Below are 24,026 nucleotides of genomic sequence, written 5' to 3'. Positions count from 1 at the left end.
CCGCGGAGCACCGCAGGCGGCCTTTCCCGTTCAAGAGGAGACTTCCCGCATGGCCCGATTGGGTTCCACGTTCAATGCCACCCAGCACGACACCACGCAGTCCGACTATGAGGATCTGCCCAACGGCGTCTATCGCCTCGAAATGGAGGCGTCGGAGGTCGTGGAGACCGGCCCGGAGAATGCCCGCACCGGTCAGGGGCTCAAATACACCTCCGTCGTGCTTGAGCCGGAGGCGATGAAGGGGCGCAAGTTCTTCGGCTTCATCAATCTGGAAAACCAGAACCCGCAGGCGCAGGAGATCGGCCAGAAGGAGCTGGCGAGCCTGTGCCGCGCCGTCGGCGTGACGGAGATCGAGGACTCCGAGGATCTGCACTTCAAGGCCTATACGGCCAAGCTGGGGCTCGGCAAGCCGAGCAAGAAGAAGAACGCCGACGGCACGCCGCTCTATCCCGCGCGCACCGAGGTCAAGCGCTACTACTTCCCCGACGAGGGCGACGTTCCGGCGCCGGAGATTGCCGCCGACCAGCCGGCAAGGCCGAAGGCGCCCACCGGCGCGCCCGCGAACGACAACAAGCCCGCCGCACCGGCCGCCACCGGCAAGGCGCGGCCGTGGTCCAGGGCCGGCTAGGCGCTTCCCGCAGCCCATTCCCCGTCGTCAACACAGAGGAGTCCCCATGACCGTCATTACCGTCGAGCGCGCCCTTGCGGAGGGCGCCACCGCCGGCCGGCTGTTCGCCTGCGCCAACTGGAATATCCGCGCCGCCGGCCGGATGAAGAGCCGCGCGGCCAAGGCGCGGCACATGGACAACGCCAGGGCGCTGCGCGCGGTCGCCAAGGATATGCAGAGCACGGAGGTTCACTGAGTGGCTATCAGCCTTTCCAGTCTGCAATCGACAAAAACCACCAGGCCGCCTATCGCCATCCTCTATGGCATTCCGGGCGTCGGCAAAACGTCGCTGGCGGCGGAATGGCCGGATCCCGTCTATCTCGCCACGCCGGGCGAGGAGCCGCCCGCCGACGTGGACATGGCGACGCCCGGCGAGGTGGAGTCCCTCGACCAGGTGCTCGACTTCATCGGCGAGCTTCTGACCGCGCCGCATGAGTTCAAGACGCTCATTGTCGACAGCCTCGACGGGCTGGAGCCCATGGTGTGGGCGGCGGCATGCGCACAGAATGGCTGGCAGACCATCGAGGAGCCGGGATACGGCAAGGGCTATGTCGCGGCGGACGAGGTGTGGCGCGAGTATCTGAGGGCGCTCGGCGCGCTTCGCAATGCCGGCATGGCGGTGGTGCAGATCGCGCACACCGACATTACGCGGTTCGAGAGCCCGACCAGCGATCCCTACAGCCGGTACGGCATCAAGCTCCACAAGCGCGCGTCAGCGCTCGTGACGGAAGATGCCTCCCTGATCGGCTTCATGTCCTTCCGCATCACGCTGAAGGAGAAGGATCAGGGCTTCGGCAAGAAGGCCGTTCACGGCGAGGGCGGCGGCGACCGTCAGGTGCACCTTGAGGAGCGGCCCGGCTTCATCGCCAAGAACCGCTTCGGCATGCCGCCCAGCATGCCGTTCCGCAAGGGCGCGGGCTATACGGAGCTGGCGAAGTTCTTCCCGTCGCCGGAGGGGGTGCGATGAGGCGCCTGGCGTTCGTCCTGGCGGTGTCGCTGGCCGTGGCTGGATGCGACGGCGTTGACCGCGGGGAGTGCGTGCGGTCGCACGAGTCGGTCGTCATGACGCCTGTCATGTCGGGCAAGGTCACGGTCATGCTTCCGCAAGTGCGGACTGTCTGCGACAAGTGGGAGTTCCCGCACGGGCGTCCCGACACCTAGGCAATCTGGCGGGCCGGCTTCGGTCGGCTCGCCTTTCTTCAATTGCTCATAATCCGTATTCCGCTCTTACAGAGTCAAGATGCATTTTTTTTCATTGTTGTCCGAATAATCGTCAGCCCATCTTAGCAAAACATCCTGCTTTCTCGGGCTTGATACAAAAATTGCTGCAAGCAAATCAAAGTAAGCGTCCTGATCAAGCATTTCCATGGGGATTTTCTCGCGGATCTCGTGGTCTGGTATCAAGTCATTGCCGTATGGAAACTCGATTGTGATGTTTCGGGCTGACGCCTTTCCCCGGTTAAAGACTCTCACGCGGTACTTGTTGTCGCCCACTCCGATCAATTTCGCGCCAACGTCGGCCCGGCGTGCCGCAATGTCATCCGCGTCGCTCTTCTCAATAAGACGCCGATTGAGTCGTTCTTGAGTATCTATGAGTGCTAGTTGTCGTCGATAGAACCAAAACGTCATGCCAGCCGCTCCTAAGGACACTAGCAGAGCAATTGTCGCAATGACATCACTGAAGTTCATTTGTAGCCCCTCATTCAAACTCGACGTGCTTGCTGCCACGCCTTCATCTCTCATTGACATTTAATCGCAAAATCAACCGAAATTCGAGGAGTCCCACCCGTGGCGCCACTTCCGCGACCGCGCGCGCATACCGTGCTGTCCATCTATCGCGCATATGAGCAAGCCAACAGGACATTCGACGGGCTCGGCCTGTCGGTCGGCCAGCTCGGCCATGAGTGCGACCGCGCGCTTTGGTATGACTTCCGCTGGGCATCCGAGCCCGAGCAGGTGGACGGCCGCAAGGTATCCATCTTCCGTACCGGTGACAGATGGGAAGACCAGCTTGTCGCCGACCTGGAGGCCGTCGGCGTGGAGGTCTATGGCCAGCAGGATCGAATCCGTCTGGTCGGCAACCATGTGCGCGGGAAGATCGACGGGCGCGGCATCGGCGTGCCCGAGGCGCCGAAGACGGAACACCTGTTCGAGTTCAAGTCGTCCAACGCGAAGGGCTTCCGCGAGATCAAGCGCAAGGGGTGCAGGGAGGCCAAGCCGCTGCACTATGTGCAGTGCCAGCTTGGCATGCATGCCTTCGGCCTGACGCGCGCCGGCTATCTCGTCGTGAACAAGGACGACGACGAGCGGTATTTCGAGCGCATCGCCTACGACGCCGAGTTCTGCCTTCGCGTCCTGGCGCGGGCCGAACGCATCATCAAGACCGACGAGCCGCCGTCGCGGGTCCGCGACAAGCCGGACGCGCCGCCGTGCCTGTGGTGCAAGCACAAGGCGGTGTGCTTTGAGAACCGCTTTCCCCGCACGACGTGCCGTTCCTGCCTGCACGCCACGCCCGAGATGCATGGCGACGCGGAATGGTCGTGCGCACGCTGGTCAAAGCCGCTGTCGGTCGATGAGCAGCGGGCCGGCTGCCCGGCTCACCTGTTCCTGCCGGGCATGGTGCCGGGCGCGCAGGTGGCCGTCGATGAGGAGGCAGAGACGGTCAGCTACACGCTGTTCGATGGGCGGTCGTGGGTTGATGGGGGCGAGTGAACACGATTCCCGCCCCCCCCTTATCGAAAGTGCGGCATCATGAATCAAGTACGCCAGCGGGCGGCGACATGGCACACCCGATGCGGCATATTTTCGCGCGCCTGCAAGTCCTTATTTTTATTTCTTGGTGGCGCCCCAAGTAAAATTATTTCCGTAGTGAGCTACGCTTGCATTTGGTCCATATTTTATTTCGGTATTGGAGTATACGAAGACGGAGATAGCACTATTTTCTCGACCGAATACATCGGTGAAATCAATGCGTACTTTGATGTAGAGTGCCGCGCTTCCCGCAATGATGGCGCTATGCTCATCGTCGGTAAGTGGTATGAACCGCGGAATCGGAGCTCCACCCTTCTGGTTTTGGGCAAGCCCCGTTGTGCTTTCCGGGAGAGACACGAGAGCCAGAGTTTGATTCCGCTTCTGGGGGAGCTTGTCAACGATGATCGACCCGCGCACGTTGAACGCGGTAGCCGGGGACTGGCCACAGTTCTTGAAACGCACAAACGCTTGGGGGCGCAGCCCTATCTTGAAGTCGTGTATCTCGCACGATTCGCAGAGAACATAGGCCCTCACCTGCGCCTCTCCGATATCGCGTGTGACAGCGATTGTCTCGTTGGCGGCCTTTGTCGCCTTCTTGGCTTCGACCACAGCGGCCTCAGCTGCGGCGGCAGCATCTCGCGTGTATATCATCGTACGCAAGAGCAGAAGGAGACCAATCATCGTAAGGGTGATGCCAACCCAAGCAGCATAGTTCATGTATCGCGTAGATTCCGCCATACTCTGTTGGGCGGCGAGATTACACTCTTCAATGCTGCCGAGTTCGCAATTGGAATTCTGATTTCGTTGTCCGGTTTTCTCGTCGGCCTCAAGGGATTGGACTTGGCCGTCAGTCGCAGCGCCAGCGGTGGCACCAAGGGGTGGGGAGCCGGCGTGGTCATTGGCGGTGCTGTCGCTGCTGTCGCTGGTGGAGTGATTGCCGTTGGGCTCGGATACGAAATCGTCCTCAGGGCCGGGCTCGGCTAGCGCAACCCCCGCTATAATAATGGCTATTCCTATTGATGCCCCGAGCGCCCACCGCGCGATGGCACCGGAGCCTTCAGCGAGCATAGTACCCCCCAATCGATCCCAACCCACAACATTCGTACCGAACCCCGCTAAGCGAGGCAATCCATGCTCAAGCTTAGAGACTACCAGCGCGCCTCTATCGACGCGCTGTACGACTACTGGTCGCGCGAGCCCGGCTCGCCGCTGATCGTGCTGCCGACCGGCGGCGGCAAGTCGCTTGTCATTGCCTCGCTGGTCAAGGAACTGCTCGCCGACTACCCGGACATGCGGATCCTCAACGTCACGCACGTCAAGGAACTGCTCGTCCAGAACTATCAGGAGCTTTTGGGCATATGGGAGTTCGCGCCGGCCGGGCTGTTCTCCGCCGGGCTGGGGCGCCGGGACGCGCATGCGCAGATCTTGTTCGGCGGGATACAGACCATTGCGAGCAAGGCCGCGCTGATCGGCCATGTCGACCTTGTGCTGATCGACGAGGCGCACCTGACGCCGCGCAAGGCGGAGACGCAATATGGCAAGCTGCTGGACGGCCTGCGCAAGACCAATCCCGACCTGAAGCTTGTCGGCCTGACGGCGACGCCCTACCGGCTGGGCGAGGGGCGCCTCGACGAGGGCGAGGGCGCGCTGTTCGACACGATTTGCTATGAGAAGCCGGTCGGCGAGATGATCGGGGAAGGCTATCTTTGCCGGCCCATCAGCAAGGCCATGGAGACCGGTTACGATCTGACCGGTGTCGGCAAGGTCGGCGGCGACTACAACCAGACCAGGCTGCAAGCGGCAATCGATCGGTCGGACGTGACAGCGCGCGCCGTCGCGGAAGTCATGGCCTATGGAGAGGACCGGCGCGCCTGGCTCCTGTTCTGTTCGGGCGTCGAGCACGCCTATCATGTGCGCGACGAGCTGCGCGGGCGCGGCATCCCGACCGAAACGGTCGCGGGCGAGACACCGGCGGAGGAGCGGGCCCGCATCCTGGCCGACTTCAAGGCCGGGCGCATCCGGGCGGTGACGAACAACAGCGTGCTCACGACGGGGTTCAACCATCCGGGCATCGACCTTCTGGCGATGATGCGGCCGACGCTCTCCACCAGCCTCTATGTGCAGATGGTCGGCCGTGGCCTGCGCAACGCGCCGGGCAAGGACACCTGTCTCGTGCTCGACTTCGCGGGCAATGTGCGCAAGCACGGGCCGATTGACGCCGTGGAGCCGAAGCCCGCGGGCAAGGGCGACGGCGAGGCGCCGGTGAAGCTGTGCCCGGAATGCGACAGTCTCGTCCATGCGTCGGCGCGCGTGTGCGACGATTGCGGCTATGAGTTCCCGCGCGAAACGGAAGAGAAGATCAAGGCCAAGGCCGACGACGCGCCCATTCTGTCGACCGGCGATCCTGTCTGGCGCGACGTCCAGAAGCGGCGGCTCCATTTCCACGAGAAGCTGGGCGGCACACCGTCCGTGCGTGTCGAGTACACGTCGGGCATGACGGTCTACAAGTCGTGGGTCTGCCCCGGACATACTGGCTTTGCCAAGACGAAGGCCGACCGGTGGTGGGCGAAGCATGGCGGCGGACGGCCGTTCCCGAAGGATGCGGGCGAGTTTCTGGACCGGGCCGGCGAGCTGCTGACCACGGAGGCGATCAGCGTCAAGCCGTCCGGGCGCTACATGGAAGTCGTCGACGAGCGTCCGGGCTCCGAATGGGCGGGCGCCGACGAGGTGGCGAGCACCGCGCCGCCCATGACCTATCTCGACCGCATGGATGGCGGGGTCGAGGATATCGAGGAGATTCCGTTTTGACGCCACTCGATGACGTGCCGGGCGGTCCGTTCGGCTGCATCCTTGCGGACCCGCCATGGTCGTTCAGGACGTGGAGCGGCAAGAAAGGCACGCCCCACAGATCGGCGAACGACCACTACATGACGACGGCGACGGCGGACCTTGCCGCGCTTCCAGTGCAGGAGCTTGCGGCGAAGGACTGCGCGCTGTTCATGTGGGTGGTGGACAGCCACATAGACCAGGCCATCGAGCTGGGGCGAGCCTGGGGCTTCCGGTTCAAGACGCGGGCATTCACCTGGCGCAAGCTGACTGCGAAGGGCACGCCGCGCATCGGCATGGGCTACTGGACGCGCAAGCAGACCGAGCTGTGCCTGTTGTTCACGCGCGGCAAGGTGCGGCGGAAGGACAAGGGCGTGCGCGAGATCATCGACGCCCCGCGCCGCGAGCACAGCCGCAAGCCCGACGAACAGTACGAGCGCATCGAGCGGTTGGTCGACGGGCCGTATATCGAGCTGTTCGCACGCCAGCGCCGCGCCGGATGGCAGGCTTGGGGGAATGAAGTTGGCCGGTTCGAGGCGGCCAACGACAATCATTCCCCGGCAACAAGCCGCTCGCGTGCCGCGCTTGCCAGATAGGCCGAGCGGGTGATGCCGGCGCGCGCCGCTGCTTCGTCGATGGCGGCGAGCAGGCCGGCGTCGATGGAGACATTCGCCCGCGTCGCGCGGCCCGTTTCGAGAACGAGGGGCACCACTGCCATGGCCGCGCCTTCGCGGATCGCCTCGACCACTTCCGGATCGGCGCGCAGCTCGTCGGCGCTGCGCGGAGCCGGAGCGCCGCGGCCGGCGGCGGATTCATCGGCCACCCACTCAGACAGTGCTTCCGCCGCGTTGTGCAGGGCTTCGTCAATCGTTTCGCCCATTGCGGTGCATCCGGGGCAGTCGGGGAACGCCACGCCGTAAGCGCCGCGCTCGCCATCGATCAGGGCAACATATCGGGACATGGTTCTACCTCCTGTGTCGGGCCGGCCTAGAGCCAGCCCGCGGCCTTCGCGATTGACCGGGCAACGCCCGGAGAGAGGGTCTTGTGACGCGGCACGATGATCGTCTTCATGTTCGCCTTGCGAAACTTGTCGTGCTTGCCGCCGTGGACAATCTCCCAACCTTCCGCCTCTAGCCGCTTCACGATCTTTGAGCGGTTGGTTTCGATGTTCGCCACGTCACTGCCTCCCCGTTTGTGTGTATATATTTGCGCATTATCGGAGGCGGATCAAGAGGGTATGCGCAAATAATTGCGCATTATTCATCGCATGACATTTGCCCCGACGCGCACCGGAGCCGGTGTGCCAACCACCTGCTACGCCTGCGGGCGGCATGCGTCCAGCGTAGGAATCGCCATGCCTGACGACACCCATTTCCTTTGCCCCGAATGCTCCATGCTGGCGGATCGCATCCGCCGCGTGACGCAATTCGATGGCTACGAGAACCGCGCGCTGGACGGCGCCGTGGAGGCCGCCGGCGCCTATATGGACCGGCTCGGCAAGACCGACCTTTGCGAGTTCGACGCGGGCGAGGCCGCCACGCTGTGCCGCGTGATCGTGCGCGGCTTCGGCGACCGGCTGCGCCATCTGATCGCCAGCGAGGAGGCGCCGTTTTGAGCGCCTACTACAACGAGAACGATCCGTATGCGGCGCAATGGCTGCGCAACCTGATCGACGCGGGCCTCATAGCGCCGGGAGTTGTGGATGAGCGTTCAATTGTCGATGTTCGACCGTCCGACCTGCGCGGCTTCGCGCAATGCCATTTCTTCGCCGGCATCGGAGTGTGGAGCTACGCGCTCCGCCGGGCCGGCTGGGCAGACAGCCGCCCCGTCTGGACCGGTTCATGCCCATGCCAGCCGCATTCGGCGGCAGCGGCCGACAGGCGGAAGGGCTTCGCCGACGAGCGCGACCTGTGGCCGATCTGGTTCCGGCTTATCGAAGCCGGACGCCCTGACGTGGTGCTTGGCGAGCAGGTTGACGACACGGCTGCATGGATCGACCGAACGGCAACTGACATGGAAAGTGCGGGTTTTGCCTTCGGGGCGGTCGATTTCCCGGCTTGTGCCGTCGATGCGCCCAACGAGCGAATGCGCACCTACTTTGTGGCCTACGCCGACTGTCCAGGACGCGGAGAACAAGGCCGGCCCATCTCAATGGAAGCGCCACACATGGCCGTTGAACGTTCAGGCCGTCGCTCATTCTTTGGCGACTTCAGAACGGCCGGAGAGCTTGGCCGAATTCGGCGCGTTGAACCCGGAATTCGTCTGTTGGCTCATGGGTCTGCCACGCGAGTGGGAAGATTGCGCGCCTACGGAAACGCGATCAACGCCGAACAGGCGAAGGCGTTCATAGGCGCGTGCCTCGACCTGACACCGGCCAATGACAACGAACCGCGAGGCACCACCCATGCAGCCGCTTGACCTCGCCCTCGACTATGCCGCCTCCGGCTGGCCGGTCTTCCCGTGCGACCCGGCCACCAAGCGCCCGCTGGTCAAGCGCGGCCTGCACGCCGCGACCGACAATGCGGAGCAGATCCGCAAATGGTGGGCGCGGCACCCCGGCGCCATGATCGGCGTGCCGACCGGCGAGCGCTCCGGCGTGTGGGTGCTGGACCTGGACGTGAAGGGCAATGAGAACGGGCCCGATGCGCTGGGCGCCATGGAACAGGAGCACGGCGCGCTGCCGCCGACCGTGAGCGTGCGCACGCCGTCGGGTGGGCGGCACCTGCTGTTCCAGTATGTCGACGGCGTGCGCAATCGCGGGCGCCTCGCGCCGGGCATCGACGTGCGCGGCGAGGGCGGCTATGTGATCGCGCCGGGCTCGGTCAATGCCGACGGCTGTTTCTATGAGTGGGTCGACCGGCAGCCCGCGCCCGCCCTTGCGCCGTCCTGGCTTCTGGAGCGCGTGTTGAAGCGCGGCGCGTCGGTGGAGTCCCTGCCGGCGGCCGACCAGCCCAATACGCGCTATGTCGAGGCCGCCATCGCCGACGAGCTGTCCCGGCTGACCCGCGCCACCCACGGGCGCAACAACGCGCTCAACGACGCGGCGTTCGCGCTCGGCACCTTCGTGGGGGCCGGCGCGCTGTCGGAGGAGGAGGCCGGCGCGCGGCTGTTCGCGGCGGCGCAGGCAAACGGCTATGTCTCCAAGGATGGCGAGCACGCGGCGCGGCAGACCATTGCGAGCGGGCTCAAGTCCGGCATGGCTGATCCGCGCGACATCCCGGAAGCCCCCACGCTACAGAACGATGACCCGGCGCTTGCCGCCGAGGGCGCCCGGTTGGCGGCGAGCCTGCTGGCCAGGCCGGAGGCCGAGCAACTGCTTGTCCGCGCCACGCCCTATGTCTGGTGCGATCCATCCGCGCTGCCGCGGCGCCAGTGGCTCTATGGCTCCCATATGGTGCGCAAGTACATGTCGCTGACGGTGGCGCCCGGCGGTGTCGGCAAGTCGTCTCTGGCCATCGCCGAAGCGCTCGCCATGGTGACGGGGCGGGCATTGCTCGGCGAGAAGCCGACGGCGCGCTCGCGCGTCTGGTACTTCAACGGGGAGGATGACCGCGACGAGCTGAACCGGCGTATTGCCGGCGCCTGCAAGCGCTATGGCATCGCGGCCGACGAGGTTGCCGGACGGCTGTTCGTCGACTCCGGGCGCGAGCAGGACATGGTGATTGTGCGCGAGGAGAGGCGGGACATTCACGTCGCCGTGCCGGTGGTCGACGCGATCAAGCGGGCGATCATTGAGAACGGTATCGACGTGCTGGTCGTTGACCCGTTCGTGTCCACCCATGGCGTGCCCGAGAACGACAACGGCGCCATCGACAAGGTGGCCAAGCTGTGGACACGGATCGCGGAGGAGACGAACGTCGCCGTCGAGCTGGTGCACCACGTCAAGAAGACCGACGGCAAGGAAGTGACGGTGGACGACGCGCGCGGCGCCGGCTCGCTTCTGGCGGCGGCCCGGTCGGTGCGCGTGCTCAACCGCATGTCGGACGAGCAGGCCGGCCAGGCCGGCGTGCCGCGCGAGGAACGGTTCTCGTATTTCAGCGTGAATCTCGGCAAGGCCAACCTGGCGCCGTCGACCGGCTCGCTCGCATGGCGCCGGCTGGAGTCCGTACCGCTCGGCAACGGGCAGGGCATTGCCAAGCCACAGGATCACGCCGGCGTCGTCGTGCCGTGGCAGTGGCCGACGGCGGAGGCGATAGCCGGCGAGGTCGCGCCGGACGCTCTGGAGGCCATCAAGGCACGCATTCGCGGCGGGGCGTTCCGCCAGAACGAGCAGGCCAAGGATTGGGTCGGGCTCGTCGTGGCCGAAGTGCTCGGCATTGAGGCCGACAAGGCGGGCAAGCGGAAGATAAAGAAGCTGCTCAATGCGTGGCTGGACGACGGCCAGCTTCGCGAGGTCGTGAAGCCGGATCCGGTGAAGCGTGAGCCTAAGAAATTTGTGGAAGTGGTCTGACTGTGCCCCGCTCACCGGAAGGTGGGCGGGGGCTTTTTGTGTTTGGGGGGATACTATCAGGGCAGCTTCTTTAGGTGACAGACAAGCCGATAATCGTCGTCGATTCGTGTCTCCGTACAAAATTCGGTCTTCCTGCAGTTGGGATTAGCTACGCAATTATATTGAGCATCATAGTATCCTGACTTTTTTACTAAGATATAGGACCCTGGTAGATGTGCGATATTATGTTGTATGTTAGTATTTCCAATATTACGATCTTCATCGGTAGAAACGTACGCTCCATCTGGAACGGATTCTATTATCCAATTATGTCTTTGCTGGATTCCAGTTCCTGTTCGTCCAATGGCTCCGGACCAGGAGGCGGCGACATTGCTGCCAGGTATTTTATGCATAAAATGTGACATTTCGGAGGAGTTCTGAAATTTTGAGATGCCCGCACCAAACCATGCCGGAGAATAGTAGTTTATTTTTTCATTCTGCCATTTTTGAGTGATAAGCCGATAAGTCGACGTAGGTATTTTGATTTCATATATTTTGTTGGAAATTTTAGTTATTTTCTCTTGTGCGGAACTGTTGTCGAGAACCTTAAAGGTGTCCCAAAATCGATTTGATTCCCCCTCCACCGAAGCGATATTGGTTGATATGACGTCAACATATCCATCTCGGATCGTTTTTAGGGATATTGTAAAACTGTATAGGGGGGATAATGGAAATTGAGAAATCCCTATTTCTATGGGAATTTCTTCTTTTGAAACTGACAGTTCAATCGCGCCTGGAACAGATCCACGTAAGCTTCCTTTAACGTATATCAAGGGTTCTGGATATGAATCAATTTTATCATGAAATCTAATAGACAGTGCAATTGTCTTGGATTCATATTCTTTTGCTTCTATGATATTTATTGTTGTGATATTCAAAGTACAAATGATAGCCAAGAAGGGTGCTAATTTATTCATATAACCCTCCTGTTTCATTTGAAATTATGTAGGGATTGCATTAAGAAATTGAAAAAAATTCCCGATAAAACAAATAATGACATCAATACAATATAGAAAACATTATCTTCTATTAGATTTGTAATGCGTGATGGATACCAGTATCCAATTCCTATTTGATTGGAGATCATGGCATATGAATGATAGGAACGAGATAACGATAGAACCAAAGTTAAAAATATCAGGGACGATATAATTGCATTGATTGCGGATGATAGGTTGAATTGAAGAATTCGATTCTTCATTAAAAAGGCCGAAACGGCTGTAAGTCCAAAAGATATGGTTATCAGCAACGAGACTATGTTTTCGAGCGAGCTTGATGAGGCAATCAGAAAATCCCGATTGACGTTCGGCGGAACTGGGGACTCTGGTAAGGCTGGCGGCGATCCGACGAAATAGACAGTCAGAGGCGCGCAGAGTGCTATTATCGCGGCCAGTATGAAAAGCCCCCACGACAACGCTACCACGATGCAGCAATCGCCGCCAATTCCTGAAGTATCTTGGTCCACGGAGCGCCCCCACAGCGCCATGATTTCAAGTAAGATGCTACCACGACTGGTCTGTGATTGCTAGACTGCGCGATCTTGACTCCCTTGTCTCGCCCGCTTTTGTTCCTGAATGGTTCTCGCAAGGGGGCACCATGCCCAGACTCAAAGGCGCCGTCAGCAGCAAGCAGATCGATCACGATTTCCCTTATCAGGTTGAACTGATCGTGCCGCCCATCGGCTTCGGCAAGGCGATTGACACAATGCACGCCTTTCCGCGCGAGCGCGCGATGCCATTCATGACGCGCGGCGGGAGGGACCGGCGCACGGAAGACATTTTCCACACGGCCCGGTACTGTTTCACGACGATGGAGCATGCGGAAGCGTTCCTGGAGCGCTTTGGGCATGCGTACTCCGGCGAGATATTCGTCGCAGACAAGCCTTGGTGACGCCATGTGCGGCCGCGTCTTTTCAAAATCGAGTGCCAGGCAACTCGTCTCCGCATTTGCCGCGGATCGCGCGGTCGAGCGGGAGGGCGGCGGCGGTGGCGGTGGCGGTGGCGGTGGCGGTGGCGGTGGCGGTGGCGACGACATTGACGATATCGGCCCGACCTACAACGGCACGCCGGGGAGAGATTACCCGCTAGTCATCGCCGAGCTGGACATGCCGGGCCGCGTGTTCGTGCTGGCGCGCTGGGGGCTGATACCGCGCTGGATGCGCGATCCGAAAGGCGGGCCGAAGCCGATCAACGCCAGGGCGGAGGCGGTCGCCACCAACGGCATGTTCCGCGCGGCGTATCGGTCGCGGCGCGCGCTCATGCCCATAGATGGTTTCTTCGAGTGGCGGGCGATCAAGGGGCAGAAGGCGAAGCAACCCTATGCCATCGCCATGGCGGACGGTTCGCCATTCTGCCTGGCGGCGATCTACGAGACATGGCGCGATCCCGCCACGGGGCTTGAACAGCGCACGTTCGCAGTCGTGACCTGCAAGGCCAACGAGATGATGGCCGAGATCCACGACCGTATGCCGGTGATCATCGCGCCGGAGGATTACGAACGCTGGCTTGGTTCTGAGTCCGATCCGGCCGACTTGCTCAAACCCTATCCGGCTGACCTGATGACCATGTGGCCAGTGTCACGCAACGTGAACTCGCCGGCGAACAACTCGCCCGATCTGCTAGATCCGCTGGACGACGAGTGAGCCAAGGGGCGATTGGGGGCTCGCGCATGCCATACAGCCGATTGCTGTCCATTGCCGTGGTTCTCGGCCTCGCGGCGCTGTTCTTCGTGCCACGCCTCCCGGACGATGCGGGCAAGGATTTGGTGGCCGCGGTGCGCGAGCATGCCGGCGGAACGCGCAAGGGCGCGCTGATCACGGCAAGCCGGATCCATGTCTATGACGGCGACACCATCACTGTGGACGGCCAGCGCATGCGCCTGCTCGATATCGACACGCCAGAGATATCCAAGCCGCGTTGCAAGGCCGAAGCCGCGCGCGGCTATCAGGCGCGTGACCGGCTACGCCAGCTCGTGGCGTCCGCGGGCACCGTCGAGATTGTCGATAGCGGCGACGTGGATCGGTACGACCGTCGGCTCGTTTGGCTCATGGTCGACGGTGAGGGCGTCGGGCGCACGCTCATGAGCGAGGGCCTGGCGGTCGAGTGGCGGCCGGGGCCGGACGCGTGGCGGGAGAGGCGGCGGCATTGGTGTGGGTTTTGAGGGCGATCAGAGATATTTTCGACCAAAGCCATTTTGGAGAATTCTACACCAGTATCGCCTATGCGACTCTTATTCCTGGATGATGCACGACAAAGGAATTGCGCCCGCGAACGAATGCGCAGTCTTGTGGCCGTTGGTGGAATATCCATCGATGAGGATGGAGTACGCCCGCTAGAACAAGCGCTTGATGATTTATGTGACGATTTTAACTTCCCCGCACGTGCGGTTTTCAAGTGGTCACCAAGCAGGGATCATTGGATGCGTGAAAACTTGGTGGAAGAGCGGCGTCAGGAATTCCTGCATCGAGCCTTGGAATTGGCACGCGACCACGGTGCTATCGGCCAAGTGTGTATCGCGGACACGACATACCGAATGGCTACCGGAAATGCAGGTGACCATGAAATGGACGCGCTTGTAATGGCACTCGAACGATTTAATGCCTCGTTGACAAATCGTGAATGGGGGTTGGTCGTTGTAGCTAGACCATCGGGGGGAGAGTTGATGAGGACCACCTTCTAGCAAACTGCGTGGAAATCGCGGAACAGGGGACGGATTATAGTGCCTTTGACGGGTTCGCGACGAATGTTCTGACAATGCCGTTTCCGAACTCGCGCCTGCTGCAAATTGCAGACTTGGTTGTGTCGATCACTACAGCAGTGGTTGCCGGACACGAGAGGTACGCGGGGCCGATATTCCCCTCGGTTAAACAGATTCTTCGAGCGAGCAATGGTAGGATCGGCGGTACTGGGGTAAAGATTCATCCTGACTTCGTTTACGCCAATCTCTACCACTGGGTACTTGGTGACGAATTCTTTTGGCGCCATGGCTTGGGCTACATCTTACCACTGCCGAATCGGCCATATTCAAACAATGGCCACAAGCGTTGATCCAATCCACGTTTGCATCTCCCCTCTAACCCCTTGATTCCATTGACCCAACCAACCGCCCGTTTTGCAAGCGGTTCCAATGGAATCAACGCTCAGCGCCTATCTACGAATCTGGGGGTCGGGGGTTCGAATCCTCCCCGGCGCGCCACTTCTTCGCGGGTTTTTCCCCTGCCTGTTTTGCAAGATCCGCTTCCACGACAGTCTCCATCTTGGCTGTCGCGCTGTCCGCCATGCGGATGCCAATCACGACCCGGCGTCGGAAGCCTGGCTCCGGGAAATGCTCGCCGCGCCATATCTGCCTTGAGGCCGAGGCCAGCATCCACCTGTCGCTATCTGCCGATTCAGCTACGCCGGGGCCCATATTGGTCGAGGTACCGGATGATGACGTTCTGTTCGTAGGCGTGGCCGGGATACCGCGAATTGACCCAGGACCTGAACTCGGCCTCACTGGTCCGCCCCCGATACAGATCGTGCAGGTGCGCGGCAAATTCGTTTGTCTGCGCAGGGCTATCCAGCGGGATCCGCCGATATTTCGGATCCTGATCGACGGCATTGTCCAGTCCTGCCAACCAGGACATGAATGTGGCGTCCTGAGTGATCGACGGGGGAAGCGTCGTGTCGGGTTGCCGCGATGCGCATGCGCCGAGTGCCAGAGGAAGCGAGATCGCCAGAACGAAAAAAACAGAGGCGGTCGATTTCATGATGCCTGTCTCAGGTCGCGGTGTGGGGGATGAAGACAACCATCCTATGGAGCCAAAATACACCCGACAAGACCTCCCAAGTCATCATCCCCAAACCCGCCGCCTTCACACGGTGTGTCATACAATCGGCTGGAACTGACCATTGACCTGAGATTGGATTTCCCGGACCCTGATGGCCGTGAGGATAGTGCGCTTATAATCTCGGGGGGCGAAATGGTAGGGGGGTTTGAGGCGGCGTCTTCGTCGGTAGTTGTCGAGTACCAGCCAGTCGAGATGGCGCTTGATCGCGTCGATTCGATTATCGATTCGAACGGCAATACTCGGATAAAGTTCTCCGATACTGGCGTGCGCACCCTCCTTCGCAAGAAGGATGGAGCATATATTTGCCACTTCGAGCATGAGCTATATGTGTGGATGACCCAATCCACACTGACCGCCCAAATCACGACGCTTGTTTCTGTCGATGCCACGTCGCCTGTCCGTTACGTGTACGGGAAATATGTTCATGGTGCCACAATGGCACCAGGCTTATTTGTCACTCTGCTTGATCAGGCGGGAGAACCGTTGCCGGGTGTGCACGTAGTTCCGACGTCCTCGCCCCTGCCGGGCTATGACGTGGGCCCGGATTATTATCATGTATCTGAGCCGTTTCGCTTTTCATATGTGAATAACGGGCTGCTTCAGCAACCAAGGACGGTGACTGCAAAGAAGAAAATGAGTGTTGCCTTGGATATCGCGCCCGCGCGAAGTGTAATACTAGCCACGAATGCACAAAGTCCCATAGGGTTTGGTTAGAGCAACGCGCGTTTCATCTCGCTTGTACGGGGCCCAGGAGTGATCTGCGCGACCCATGTTGCGCACCAAGCGCGCCACTCCTTCGCGACGCAGACCGTCAGGGCATTTGCCCTTTCCCGTCGCAGGCTTCTCTTGGAAGGCCGCTGCGTCCCGGCTCGGCTTGCGCGCCGTATTGCAGCAATTCAGGCCTCGGCTTTGCGCCCCTGGCCGGTATCGGGCAGCTTTCGGGCCAGCCACACGCCCGCGCCGTGCGATCCACGAGGCGGCGTTCTCCTGATAGAGATCCATGACCGTGTCGGCAGCATCCCTGGGCATACGCGTTCCGTCCTGCGGCCTGTGCGGGCCCGCATCGTTCGGCGACCGGAAAGGAACGCGCGCCGCACGCAGGACCGCGCCGGCGATCAGCCGCCGGGCGGCACGGGGCAGCTCAGGTCGCCTTCCTCGCAGTTCAGATATTGCTTGAAATCCTCAACGCGGCGCTGCGTCAGCGTGTCGAGGCACATGGCCTGCATCATGGGGTAGATGCTGCCGCCGGCAACGCCGGATGCCGAGAAGTTGCATTCCGCATCGCGATAGGCGATCCAGGCGCGCTGTGCGGAAACGAGCAGTTTCCTGGTGTCGGCGTCGTCCGCCAACCGGCCCCTGATCTCCTTGTAGAGCTTGTTCAGCTCCGCGTCCGACGCCTTGAGGGACTTGGCGGCGCATTCGGTCATGGTCGCCTGGTCCTGCGCGTCGTCGCAGCCGGCCGCATGGGCGGCCGGCAGTGTGGCGACGGTGAGCGCTGCGGCCAGAAATACCCGTTTCATGATGGTTCTCCCCCGTGGGTCCACGGCATCCGGTGCGGTGCCTGCAGGTCGGGCCATGCCCGCCAGCCGCCATGCCGGGGCGGCGGACAACCTCCGGCTACCGTGGCCGATCGGGCCGCCCCGCACAAGAGGTGCGAGGCGGGAACCGGGCCCGTCATGGGCCCGCAAGGCGCCGCACAGGCGGTCCTCCTCGCGATCAGCCCCCTATGGTGGCGACGAGGATGGCCTTGATGGAGTGCATGCGGTTCTCCGCCTGGTCGAAGACGATGGAGGCCTGCGATTCGAACACCTCCTCGGTCACCTCCATGCAGTCGATCCCGAACCGCTTGGCGATATCGGCGCCGACCGCCGTCTCCGTATTGTGGAAGGCGGGCAGGCAGTGCATGAACTTCACGAAGGGATTGCCGGCGGCATCCATGACGGCCTTGGTCACGCGATAGGGGGTGAGGAGCTCTATGCGCTCCGCCCACACCTTCTCCTCCTCGCCCATCGACACCCAGACATCGGTGTAGAGGAAATCGGCATCCTTCACCGCCTCCTCCACATCCTCCGTCAGGGTGAAGCGCGCGCCGGTCTGGCCGGCGATCCGGTGGAAATGCCGGACGAGCTTGTCGTCGGGCCACAGCGAGCGCGGCGAGGCGATGCGCATGTCCATGCCCATCTTCATGGCCCCGAGCGCCAGCGAGCAGGCGACATTGTCGCGTCCCTCTCCCAGGAAGGTGACGACGACGTCGGAGAGATGCTTGTGGGTATATTCTCGCATGGTCATGAAGTCGGCGAGAATCTGGGTCGGATGCGACTGGTCGGTGAGGCCGTTATAGACCGGCACGCCGGCATAGGCGGCGAGCGTGTCGACCGCCTCCTGGCCGAAGCCGCGATACTCGATGGCGTCATAGACCCGGCCGAGCACGCGCGCGGTGTCCTTGATGGACTCCTTGTGGCCAATATGGCTGCCGGAGGGCCCGATGAAGGTGATATGCGCGCCCTGGTCGTAGGCGGCAACCTCGAAGCCGCTGCGCGTGCGCGTGGAATCCTTCTCGAAGATGAGCGCGATGTTCTTGCGCTTCAGCCGCGCCTGCTCGTAGCCGCCGATCTTGGCCATCTTCAGCTCCGCCGCGAGCCGGAGCAGGAAGCGGATCTCGTCGGGCTTGAACTCGTCGAGCGTGAGAACGCTGCGCCCATGGAGGTTGAGAGGCATGGTCCGTCTCCATCGATTGCACGATATAGCGATAGTCGACCGGCCTACCGGCCCGCTCCCCCACCCGGCCGGTCGAGCGAGGGAGCGGGCCGGCGCCGATTCAGGACACTCTCAAAGAGGGTCGCGGGCGAGGGGGCAGGTCATGCAGTGCCCGCCGCCGCGCCCCCGGCTGAGCTCGGAGCCGTCGATCGTGACGACCTCGACGCCCGCGCGCCTGAGAAGCGTGTTGGTATAGACATTGCGGTTATAGGCGACGACCACGCCCGGCTCGACCGCGATGACGTTGTTGCCGTCGTCCCACTGCTCGCGCTCGGCCTCGTAGGTGTCGCCGCCGGTCGCCACGATCCGCAGTGCCTTCAGCCCCATGGCCTCCGCGACCACGTCGGTGAACGGGCCCGTCTCCTCGCGCACGTCGAGCCCGTCCTCCCCGTCGCCGGGACGCAGAGAGAAGGTGCGCAGCCGATCCACGACCGGCGGATAGACGGTGACGAGATCGCGGTCGCAGAAGGTGAAGACCGTATCGAGATGCATGAAGCTGCGGTCGCGCGGCATGAGCGCGGCGATCACATGGCTCGCCTCGCCCGCCTCGAACAGCCGCACGGCCAGCCGGCTGACCGCCTCCGGCGTGGTGCGCTCGCCCATGCCGACGAGCACCACGCCGCCGCCGACCGGCATGACGTCGCCGCCCTCCAGCGTCGGGCCGTCGGGCTCCGAAAACAGCGTGAAACCGGCGGAGCGGAAACGCGGATGGAACCGGTAGACCGCCTCGACATTGAGCGTCTCCGGGCGCCGGGCCTGCCAGAACATGGAGCTCACATTGGCGCAGCCATAGATCCATTCGGAACTGTCGCGGGTGAAGAGCTGGTTGGGCAGCGGCGGCAGCACGAAGTCCTCCGGCGCGAGCGTCAGCCCCGCAAGCCAGCTCGGCTCGAAGGGAAGCTCGGCGCGCGCCACGCCGCCGACAAGGACCCTCGCCAGGTCGCGCGCCGGCATCTCCTCCAGCCAGGCGCGGACCTCGCCGGTCGCCTCCAGACGGCTCGCCGCACCGACCATCCGCCGGTCGAGTAGCCATTTGCGCCCCTCCGGCTCGGCCATCGTCTCCGCCAGAAGCTCGCCGAACTGCTGCACGACGACGCCGCGCTCCCTGAGCGCATCGACGAAGATGTCGTGTTCCTGGCGCGCCCGCTTGACCCACAGCACGTCGTCGAACAGGAGGGCATGGCAATTGTCGGGCGTCAGCCGCCTCAGGCTGAGGTCGGGGCGGTGGACCATGACCTCGCGCAGCCGGCCCACCTCGGAGTGCACGCCGAGTGCCGGCATCGGGTTATCCATGTTCATCGGGTCGTTCCATCCCTGTCATTCATGCCGACGCGTGCCGGCTGCAACCTTCCCGGAGCCCCCTCGCGCCCGACCGGACGCGAGACAGGGGGCCCCGCCAATTCGGGACCGGTCGAGTGCGGACCGGCCTAATCCACGAGGCAAAGCGCGTGATACTTGCCGTCTATCGCCTCGATCCCATGGGTGTCGTGCTCGAAGCCCGGGAACCGCGCGTCGAAGGCCTCCAGCGCGGAGAGGTAGGCGAGCGCCGCCCCGTCCGCCGGTCCCGTCGCCTCGCCCGGCATCAGGAGCGGGATGCCCGGCGGATAGGGCACGATGCCCGTCGCCACGGTCCGGTTCGCCATCTGCGCGAGCGGCACGCTCTCCACCTCGTCGCGGACCAGCCGCTCATAGGCCGCGACCGGGGTCGCCACCGGCTCGGGCAGGGTCGAGAAGGCCCTCTCCAACGTGTCCGCCATGGAAAGCTCCTGCATGGCGTCGCACATTTCGTGGCACAGATCCCTGAGCCCCATCGCGCCGTAGCGTCCGGGATGGCCCTCCGCGAGCTGCGGCAGCACATGGGCGAGCGGCGCGTTGGCGTCGTAATCCTGCTTGAACCTGAGCAGCGCGTTGACCAGCGTGCCCCATTTGCCCTTGGTGATGCCGAGCGAGAACAGGAAGAGGATGGAGAAGGTCGCCGTCTTCTCCGGCTCGATGCCGTTCGCATCGAGATAGGACGACAGGACCGGCGCCGGGATCCGCACCTCGTCCCCGCCGCCGCCGGCCGCGCCGGGCGTGACCAGCGTGACCTTGATGGGGTCGAGCATGCAGTAACCCTCGTCCAGCGCGCCGAAGCCGTGCCAGTCCGCGCCCGGAGCGAGCATCCAGCAGTCCGGGTCGCCGGCCAACCTGTCGGCCGGGGCCTCGTGGAACGGAATGTCGCGTCCGTCGTCGCCGGCGACCGCCGGCGGCTGCCAGATATCGAAGAACCAGTCGCCGCGCCCGGCGAACTCGGCATGGAGCCGGGCGACCATCTGCCGGAAGGCGATGGCCTCGTGGATCGATTCGTCGGTGAGCGCCTGCCCGCCCGGCCCGTCCATCATCGCCGCGCTGACGTCGTTGGAGGCGATGATGGCATATTGCGGCGAGGTGGAGGCGTGCATCATGAACGCCTCGTTGAAGCGGTCATGGGGGATCGGCTGGCGGCCGTCGCGCACATGGATCATGGAGGCCTGCGACAGGGCGGCGAGCAGCTTGTGGGTCGACTGGGTGGCGAACACGGTCGGCGCGCCGGGCTCGGGCGTGCCCGAGCGCTCGCCATGCATGGCGAAGCGGCCCCTGTAGATCGGATTGAAGCGCGCATAGCCGTACCACGCCTCGTCGAACAGCATGCGGTCGACGGACTGGCCGAGCAGCTCCTCGACCCGCGCAATGTTGTAGCACAGCCCGTCATAGGTCGAGTTGGTGAGGATGGAGAGCTTCGGCGCCGGGTCCGTCCCGCCGCCGGCCAGCGGATTGGCGGCCACCGCGTCGCGGATCGCCTCCGCGGTGAGATGCTCCGGCAGGACCGGGCCGATGATGCCCAGATGGTTGCGGGTCGGCACCAGATAGGTCGGCACCGCGCCGGAAAGCGTCATGGCGTGCTCGATGGACTTGTGGCAATTGCGGTCGCACAGCGCGGTCTCGCCGCGCGTCACCGCCGCCATGACCACGACCCGGTTGGAGGTGGAGGTGCCGTTGGTGACGTAATAGGTGCGGTCGGCACCGAAGACGCGCGCGGCGTATCTCTCGCCGGCGCCTATGGGCCCGGAATGGTCGAGCAGCGAACCGAGCTCGCCGACCGAGATCGACAGGTCGGAGCGCAGCATGTGCTCGCCGAAATAGGAGAAGAAGGCGCGGCCAGCCGGCGATTTGAGGAAGGCCGTGCCGCCCGTATGCCCCGGCGTGTGCCAGGAATATTCGTAGACATTGGAGAAGTCGATCAGCGCCTGGAACATGGGCGGCAGGATCTGTTCCTGATAGCGGCGCATGGCCGCCACGACGCGGCCGGTGACGAATTCCGGCGTGTCCTCCAGAAGCCAGATGAAGTCGTCGGCCTGCTCCATGATGGCCGACGGCACCGCGGAGGCCGCGGTCCGGTCGGCCAGCAGGAAAACCGGCATGCGGCCGTTATTGGCGCGGATCTCCGCCAGAACCTCCCGGGCGCCCGCATGGTCGTCGTCGCCGAGATCCCAGTCGACCATGGCGCACTGGATCGCCGCATCGGAGCCGGCGATCGCGCAGGCATCCTCCCTGCCCGTGGAGCCGACCACCTCCACGCCGCGCGCCTCGAACGCCTTCCTCATCTCCTCCAGCGCGCGTCCCGCCGCGGTCGGCCGTCCGAGCTCGCCGTCGACGACCAGGACCTTCATGGGGAACATCTCGTGGACTGTCGGCATGACGGGCATCTCCCTGTGGATCGATGGGCTCTTTGAAGGGGAACAGCCGGGAGGGAACCTTCGCGGCCGCCGGACACTCGGGAAAGCGCAACCACGCGGCATCCCCTCCTGGCGCCGGGACGCCCGCGGACACAACCATCGCGTAGTCCCCGCACAGTCGCGTTGATCTGAATCAAGTGCACGGCGCGGAAATCGGCAATAATCCCTGACAGTTATCCTGCCTGGATAGTTAAAGTTGTATCTTTCCCGAAGATCCGGGCCTCGCCTTGCTTGTCATTTCTCCCGGCACATCGACCCTGAGGACGTTCGGACATGCAGAAATCGTCATCGAGTTCCGCAAACTCCACAGCCGCGGCGGCATCGGCGGCGGGCGCGGCGGGCACGTCCGGGGCCAGCGGTGCCCGGGCGGGACAGCCGGTCGCCAGAGGCCTCGGCCTCTTCGCGCTGACCGGCATGGTCGTCGGCTCCATGATCGGCGGCGGCGCGTTCAACCTGCCCTCCAACATGGCAGACGGCGCCGCGCTGGGGGCGCAGGTCATCGCCTGGATCGTCACCGGCGCCGGCATGTTCTTCCTGGCCAACACCTTCCGCATCCTGGCGGACAAGCGGCCGGACCTGTCGGCCGGCATCTACTCCTATGCCCGGGAGGGCTTCGGCCGGCTGGCCGGCTTCCAGATGGCCTGGGGCTACTGGCTGAGCTCGGCCTTCGGCAATGTCGCCTTCGCCGTGCTCATCATGCAGACGTTCAGCTACTTCTTCCCGGTCTTCGACGGCGGCCAGAACTGGCCGTCGCTGATCGGCGGGTCGGCGCTGATCTGGGCCATGCACTTCCTGGTGCTGTCCGGCGTCAAGCGCGCGGCCTTCCTCAACGCGCTCGCGACGGTGACCAAGCTCGTCGCGCTCGGCGTCGCCGTCGTCATCATGATCGCCTTCTTCAAGGCCGGCCCGTTCACCCTGGACATCTGGGGCCAGCAGGCCGGGCTCGGCGACGTGCTGGGCCAGGTGAAGAGCACGATGATGGTCACGCTGTGGGTGTTCATCGGCATCGAGGGGGCTGTCGTCGTCTCCGGCCGCGCCTCGAGCTCCAAGACCGTCGGGGCGGCGACCTTCCTCGGCCTCGGCGTCTGCCTCCTGGCCTATGTGTGCCTGTCGCTCCTGCCCTTCGGCGTGATGACCCAGCCGGAGCTCGCCGCGCTCAAGGGCCCCTCGCTCGCCTATGTGATCGAGGCCCTGGTGGGCGAGGCCGGCGCGATCTTCATCATGCTCGGCGTGCTCATCTCCATCCTGAGCTGCTGGCTCGCCTGGACGATCCTGGTCGCGGAGCTTCCCTTCGAGGCCGCGCGCGACGGCGTGTTCCCCTCCATTCTCGCGCAGGAGAACGCCAATCACGCCCCGGCCCCGTCCCTGTGGATGTCGACCATCGTGATGCAGCTCATGATGTTCGTGGTGCTGTTCGCGCACGATGCCTGGCTGTTCCTCGTCGCCGTCACCGGCGTGATGATCCTGCCCGCCTATCTGGCGAGCACCGCCTATGCCTGGAAGTTCGGCGTCGACCATCCCGATGCCGGCAGCGGCAGCGAGGGGCGCGGCGCGCTGATCTGGACCGGCATCCTCGGCAGCGTCTACGCGGTGTGGATGCTCTATGCCGCCGGCCCGGAATTCATCCTGCTGTCGGCCATCATGTTCGCGCTCGGCCTGCCGGTCTACTGGTATGCCGAGCACGAGAACCCGCAAGGCCGCAAGGCGGCGTTCACGGGCCCGGAGGCGATCGGGGCGATCCTTCTCGTCGCCGCCGCCATCGCCGCCATCGTGCTGTTCTGGATGGGCATCGTCACCGCCTCGTGACACCGCCCCTCCCGACGATCCCCGCGCCCGGGCCGTTTACGAAATCCCCGCTGGCAGGAGCATGCGGCCACACGTCATTGTATTGTCTGCAGAATCGAATTAAGACTTGAGGTCTGGACGATTAGGGGTACGGGGGCGCGATCTCTT

At 63.2% G+C, this 24,026-nt stretch carries 24 protein-coding genes; 15 read left to right on the top strand and 9 right to left on the bottom strand.

The features are described 5' to 3' along the window. The first annotated feature begins 49 nt into the window (after positions 1 to 49). From HW532_RS12730 to HW532_RS12720, 3 genes are read left to right on the top strand one after another with little or no spacing between them, the layout of a single operon-like run. Positions 50 to 628: a DUF669 domain-containing protein gene (locus HW532_RS12730; RefSeq protein WP_213160840.1), complete on the top strand. Its 579-nt coding sequence runs from the start codon at positions 50 to 52 to the stop codon at positions 626 to 628. 46 nt (positions 629 to 674) lie between these two features. Then, entirely contained in the window at positions 675 to 863 is a 189-nt protein-coding gene (locus HW532_RS12725) for a hypothetical protein (protein WP_213160839.1), read from the top strand. Then, positions 864 to 1,634: an ATP-binding protein gene (locus HW532_RS12720; RefSeq protein WP_213160838.1), complete on the top strand. Its 771-nt coding sequence runs from the start codon at positions 864 to 866 to the stop codon at positions 1,632 to 1,634. A 260-nt stretch (positions 1,635 to 1,894) separates the two neighbouring features. Here the strand turns inward: HW532_RS12720 and HW532_RS12715 are convergent, their stop codons facing one another. Further along, positions 1,895 to 2,356 carry a hypothetical protein gene (locus HW532_RS12715; protein WP_213160837.1) on the bottom strand — a complete coding sequence of 154 codons (462 nt, stop codon included), beginning with the start codon at positions 2,354 to 2,356 and terminating at the stop codon, positions 1,895 to 1,897. Positions 2,357 to 2,455: 99 nt separating this feature from the next. Here HW532_RS12715 and HW532_RS12710 point away from each other — a divergent pair, with 99 nt between their 5' ends. The 4 genes from HW532_RS12710 to HW532_RS12695 all read left to right on the top strand — a co-directional run bounded on the left by HW532_RS12710 (position 2,456) and on the right by HW532_RS12695 (position 6,840). Beyond that, entirely contained in the window at positions 2,456 to 3,379 is a 924-nt protein-coding gene (locus tag HW532_RS12710; RefSeq protein ID WP_213160836.1) for an oxidoreductase, read from the top strand. A 39-nt stretch (positions 3,380 to 3,418) separates the two neighbouring features. Then, positions 3,419 to 4,402 carry a hypothetical protein gene (locus HW532_RS12705; protein WP_213160835.1) on the top strand — a complete coding sequence of 328 codons (984 nt, stop codon included), beginning with the start codon at positions 3,419 to 3,421 and terminating at the stop codon, positions 4,400 to 4,402. 147 nt (positions 4,403 to 4,549) lie between these two features. Continuing rightward, on the top strand, positions 4,550 to 6,226 hold the full coding sequence (locus HW532_RS12700) for a DEAD/DEAH box helicase (protein ID WP_213160834.1): 1,677 nt from the start codon (positions 4,550 to 4,552) through the stop codon (positions 6,224 to 6,226). Beyond that, the gene (locus tag HW532_RS12695; RefSeq protein ID WP_246478915.1) at positions 6,223 to 6,840 is read left to right on the top strand and encodes an MT-A70 family methyltransferase; all 618 of its coding nucleotides are present in this window, start codon (positions 6,223 to 6,225) and stop codon (positions 6,838 to 6,840) included. The genes HW532_RS12700 and HW532_RS12695 overlap by 4 nt, the downstream gene beginning before the upstream one ends. Here HW532_RS12695 and HW532_RS12690 read toward each other — a convergent pair. Together HW532_RS12690 and HW532_RS12685 are read right to left on the bottom strand one after the other, a co-directional pair. Next, complete coding sequence (locus HW532_RS12690; protein WP_213160832.1) at positions 6,795 to 7,205, bottom strand: type II toxin-antitoxin system HicB family antitoxin; 411 nt, start codon at positions 7,203 to 7,205, stop codon at positions 6,795 to 6,797. The two genes, HW532_RS12695 and HW532_RS12690, sit on opposite strands and share 46 nt — an antisense overlap. A 26-nt stretch (positions 7,206 to 7,231) precedes the next feature. Further along, positions 7,232 to 7,420: a type II toxin-antitoxin system HicA family toxin gene (locus HW532_RS12685; RefSeq protein WP_213160831.1), complete on the bottom strand. Its 189-nt coding sequence runs from the start codon at positions 7,418 to 7,420 to the stop codon at positions 7,232 to 7,234. A gap of 178 nt (positions 7,421 to 7,598) precedes the next feature. Between HW532_RS12685 and HW532_RS12680 the strand changes: the two genes are divergently transcribed. The 3 genes from HW532_RS12680 to HW532_RS12670 are packed head-to-tail and all read left to right on the top strand — an operon-like array spanning position 7,599 to position 10,694. After that, positions 7,599 to 7,859 carry a DUF6511 domain-containing protein gene (locus HW532_RS12680; protein WP_213160830.1) on the top strand — a complete coding sequence of 87 codons (261 nt, stop codon included), beginning with the start codon at positions 7,599 to 7,601 and terminating at the stop codon, positions 7,857 to 7,859. Then, entirely contained in the window at positions 7,856 to 8,662 is an 807-nt protein-coding gene (locus HW532_RS12675; RefSeq protein ID WP_213160829.1) for a DNA cytosine methyltransferase, read from the top strand. Before HW532_RS12680 ends, HW532_RS12675 begins: the two co-directional genes overlap by 4 nt. Beyond that, the gene (locus tag HW532_RS12670) at positions 8,649 to 10,694 is read left to right on the top strand and encodes a bifunctional DNA primase/polymerase (RefSeq protein WP_213160828.1); all 2,046 of its coding nucleotides are present in this window, start codon (positions 8,649 to 8,651) and stop codon (positions 10,692 to 10,694) included. The genes HW532_RS12675 and HW532_RS12670 overlap by 14 nt, the downstream gene beginning before the upstream one ends. Before the next feature lie 56 nt (positions 10,695 to 10,750). On the opposite strand, the gene HW532_RS12665 is transcribed toward HW532_RS12670, so the two are convergent. Next, a complete protein-coding gene (locus tag HW532_RS12665) occupies positions 10,751 to 11,650 on the bottom strand; it encodes a hypothetical protein (RefSeq protein WP_213160827.1) in 900 nt (299 codons plus the stop codon). A gap of 679 nt (positions 11,651 to 12,329) precedes the next feature. Here HW532_RS12665 and HW532_RS12660 point away from each other — a divergent pair. Genes HW532_RS12660 through HW532_RS22130 form a run of 3 tightly spaced genes read left to right on the top strand, consistent with a single transcriptional unit; the run spans position 12,330 to position 13,892 of the window. Continuing rightward, positions 12,330 to 12,623 (top strand): hypothetical protein, encoded by a 294-nt coding sequence (locus HW532_RS12660; RefSeq protein ID WP_213160826.1) that lies wholly within the window; start codon positions 12,330 to 12,332, stop codon positions 12,621 to 12,623. Between the two features lie 4 nt (positions 12,624 to 12,627). Then, positions 12,628 to 13,374, top strand: a complete 747-nt coding sequence (locus tag HW532_RS12655) for an SOS response-associated peptidase (RefSeq protein ID WP_213160825.1) — start codon at positions 12,628 to 12,630, stop codon at positions 13,372 to 13,374. A gap of 26 nt (positions 13,375 to 13,400) precedes the next feature. Then, complete coding sequence (locus HW532_RS22130; protein WP_246478897.1) at positions 13,401 to 13,892, top strand: thermonuclease family protein; 492 nt, start codon at positions 13,401 to 13,403, stop codon at positions 13,890 to 13,892. Positions 13,893 to 15,120: 1,228 nt separating this feature from the next. On the opposite strand, the gene HW532_RS12645 is transcribed toward HW532_RS22130, so the two are convergent. Continuing rightward, the gene (locus tag HW532_RS12645; protein WP_213160824.1) at positions 15,121 to 15,480 is read right to left on the bottom strand and encodes a hypothetical protein; all 360 of its coding nucleotides are present in this window, start codon (positions 15,478 to 15,480) and stop codon (positions 15,121 to 15,123) included. Between the two features lie 273 nt (positions 15,481 to 15,753). On the opposite strand from HW532_RS12645, the gene HW532_RS12640 reads away from it, so the two are divergent. Beyond that, complete coding sequence (locus HW532_RS12640; RefSeq protein WP_213160823.1) at positions 15,754 to 16,275, top strand: hypothetical protein; 522 nt, start codon at positions 15,754 to 15,756, stop codon at positions 16,273 to 16,275. Between the two features lie 401 nt (positions 16,276 to 16,676). Here HW532_RS12640 and HW532_RS12635 read toward each other — a convergent pair whose 3' ends face one another. From HW532_RS12635 to HW532_RS22125, 4 genes are all read right to left on the bottom strand, one after another. Then, positions 16,677 to 17,081 (bottom strand): lysozyme inhibitor LprI family protein, encoded by a 405-nt coding sequence (locus HW532_RS12635; RefSeq protein ID WP_213160822.1) that lies wholly within the window; start codon positions 17,079 to 17,081, stop codon positions 16,677 to 16,679. Between the two features lie 196 nt (positions 17,082 to 17,277). Then, positions 17,278 to 18,279 (bottom strand): ornithine carbamoyltransferase, encoded by a 1,002-nt coding sequence (gene argF / locus HW532_RS12630; protein ID WP_213160821.1) that lies wholly within the window; start codon positions 18,277 to 18,279, stop codon positions 17,278 to 17,280. A 111-nt stretch (positions 18,280 to 18,390) separates the two neighbouring features. Next, positions 18,391 to 19,599 carry an arginine deiminase gene (locus HW532_RS12625; RefSeq protein ID WP_213164553.1) on the bottom strand — a complete coding sequence of 403 codons (1,209 nt, stop codon included), beginning with the start codon at positions 19,597 to 19,599 and terminating at the stop codon, positions 18,391 to 18,393. Positions 19,600 to 19,745: 146 nt separating this feature from the next. Beyond that, positions 19,746 to 22,034, bottom strand: a complete 2,289-nt coding sequence (locus HW532_RS22125) for an Orn/Lys/Arg family decarboxylase (protein ID WP_246478890.1) — start codon at positions 22,032 to 22,034, stop codon at positions 19,746 to 19,748. Between the two features lie 312 nt (positions 22,035 to 22,346). Between HW532_RS22125 and HW532_RS12610 the strand changes: the two genes are divergently transcribed. After that, positions 22,347 to 23,879 carry a basic amino acid/polyamine antiporter gene (locus HW532_RS12610; RefSeq protein ID WP_213160819.1) on the top strand — a complete coding sequence of 511 codons (1,533 nt, stop codon included), beginning with the start codon at positions 22,347 to 22,349 and terminating at the stop codon, positions 23,877 to 23,879. Positions 23,880 to 24,026: the final 147 nt, after the last annotated feature.

This window comes from Kaustia mangrovi, from assembly GCF_015482775.1.
GTDB lineage: Bacteria > Pseudomonadota > Alphaproteobacteria > Rhizobiales > Im1 > Kaustia > Kaustia mangrovi.
The sequence above is the reverse complement of the archived record's forward strand: the minus strand, read 5'-3'. Positions and strand labels throughout refer to the sequence as shown.